Raw genomic sequence first — 2,414 nt, forward strand, 5'->3', positions numbered from 1 at the left:
GGCTCTTGCAAGTGAATGGAACGATTTTCTTTTCTTTGCCTCCGCAATCTAAACACCAATATTCTGCAAACCCGTTTTTGGGGTCTCCACATCCGAGGACTTTAGTGACAGCTTCTCTCTCACATTCGCGGATTACCTTCGAATACTTCACCTCAAACTCTGGCCAATTTATTTTAAGTATTTCTTTGATTTTTGACGAATATCTCATGTCCATATGTTGCTATAACATGGTCTCACCGGGTACCCCAAATGTATACTTTCCTTAACAACAAGAAATACAAACCCACAAGATTTATGGCCAATGGCTCAAAATATGATAAGAATGCGGCTGATAACGCCGTCACCTTTATTAATTGCTTGAAACATACCAAGGGTGAATGGTACGGTTTGCCCTTTGACCTTATAGACTGGCAGGAGCAGATTATCCGCGACGTGTTTGGCATCTTAAAGCCTAATGGCTGCCGGCAGTTTAATACCGTTTATTTCGAAATCCCGAAGAAACAGGGCAAATCGGAGCTTGCCGCGGCGGTTGCCCTCCTTTTGACCTGCGGAGACTTTGAGCATGGCGGCGAAGTGTATGGATGCGCTTCGGACCGGCAGCAGGCCTCAATTGTTTTTGATGTAGCGGTAGATATGGTGGAGCAGTGCCCGGCCCTAAAAAGCAGGATCAAGCCGGTGCTTTCCCAAAAACGGCTGGTATATAAGCCGCTGGGGAGCTTTTATCAGGTGCTTTCAGCAGAAGCGTATACAAAACATGGGCTTAACGTACATGGCGTGGTCTTCGATGAACTGCATGCCCAGCCTAACAGAAATCTTTATGATGTTATGCTTCATGGCTCCGGCGATGCCAGAAAGCAGCCGCTGTTCTTCCTGATCACCACCGCCGGAACCGATAGAAATTCGATCTGCTGGGAGGTACATCAAAAGGCCGAGGATATCCTTCAAGGCAGAAAGGTGGATCCGACTTTTTATCCCCTAATATATGGGGCGGCGGAGGATGAGGACTGGACAAGCGAAAAGGTGTGGAAAAAGGCCAACCCTTCTCTGGGCATTACGGTGGATATTGAGAAGCTGCGCATTGCCTGCGAGAATGCCAAACAGAACCCGGCCGAAGAAAACCTGTTTCGTCAGCTTCGGCTTAACCAATGGGTAAAGCAATCAGTGCGCTGGATGCCGATGGAGAAATGGGACAGATGTGCTTTTCCGGTTAACGCCGAAGCCCTGCGCGGTCGAGTATGTTACGGCGGGCTTGACTTGTCTTCTACTACGGATATAACTGCCTTTGTGCTGGTGTTCCCGCCGCTCAACGATGCGGATAAATATAGCATACTTCCTTTCTTCTGGATGCCGGAGGACAACATCGACCTGCGGGTGCGGCGTGACCATGTTCCTTATGATATATGGAAACAGTAAGGATTTCTGCAAACAACTGAAGGCAACGTGGTACATTACGGTTTCATTGAAAACTTCATTGAGGAGCTCGGTAGCAAGTACAACATCAAGGAAATTGCCTTTGACCGCTGGGGCGCGGTGCAAATGACTCAGAACCTTGAGAGTATGGGATTTACCGTGGTTCCCTTTGGCCAGGGGTATAAGGATATGTCGCCTCCGACAAAAGAATTGATGAAACTGACCTTGGAAGAAAAGATTGCCCATGGAGGGCATCCGGTGCTGCGCTGGATGATGGACAATGTGTTTGTCAGGACCGATCCCGCCGGCAACATCAAGCCCGACAAGGAGAAAAGCACCGAGCGGATTGACGGTGCGGTAGCGCTGATTATGGCGCTTGACCGGGCAATCCGCAACGGTATCAATTCAGGCGATTCGGTTTACGACGAAAGGGGGCTACTTATAATTTGAACAAGAATAAAATAACGTGGAACAGATGTTACTCTGTCCCGCGTTATTTTTCTTTGTTTACTTATGCAAGGCAAACATTGACCGCTCTGAGCTTATGGCTGTTCTTCGGGTCGGTTTCGGTATCAAATGTTACCTTTTGGCCTTCTGCCAGAGACTTGAAACCGTTTGCTACGATTGCAGAGAAATGAACGAATACATCCTCACCACCGTTGTCGTTGGAAAGAAAACCAAAGCCTTTTTCCGCGTTGAACCATTTTACTGTACCGTTATTCATTAGGTACCTCCTAATATTTTATTGTACCCAATAGAAAACAAAAAACTCACGCGCCACTGTAAATCATCAAAGAACAATGACCCACAGAACATGTGAGAACAATGTAATTATCTTGAATACTAACTTAGTTTAACATAGCTCTCTGTTGCTGTCAAGATATTTTTACATAGCCTCCGGAAACGGCGAGTTATTCAAGGAGAGTGATGCCCATGCGCATATTTCCTAGGTTGTTCAAAGCAAGGGATAAGCCGAAAAACAGCCTGTGGGGCAGTACCTACAG

At 47.0% G+C, this 2,414-nt stretch carries 2 protein-coding genes and 1 pseudogene; 1 reads left to right on the plus strand and 2 read right to left on the minus strand.

The features are described 5' to 3' along the window. Nucleotides 1–214 (minus strand): transposase zinc-binding domain-containing protein (locus L7E55_RS17855; RefSeq protein WP_420852074.1); only part of this gene is annotated, 214 nt, incomplete at its 3' end. Nucleotides 215–294: 80 nt separating this feature from the next. Between L7E55_RS17855 and L7E55_RS17425 the strand changes: the two are divergent. Continuing rightward, nucleotides 295–1,860 (plus strand): annotated as a pseudogene (locus tag L7E55_RS17425) (terminase large subunit). A gap of 61 nt (nt 1,861–1,921) precedes the next feature. On the opposite strand, the gene L7E55_RS17430 reads toward L7E55_RS17425, so the two are convergent. Continuing rightward, a complete protein-coding gene (locus tag L7E55_RS17430; protein WP_277445633.1) occupies nt 1,922–2,134 on the minus strand; it encodes a cold-shock protein in 213 nt (70 codons plus the stop codon). Between the last annotated feature and the right edge of the window lie 280 nt (nt 2,135–2,414).

Origin of the sequence: Pelotomaculum isophthalicicum JI (assembly GCF_029478095.1) — a bacterium.
Taxonomy (GTDB): domain Bacteria; phylum Bacillota; class Desulfotomaculia; order Desulfotomaculales; family Pelotomaculaceae; genus Pelotomaculum_D; species Pelotomaculum_D isophthalicicum.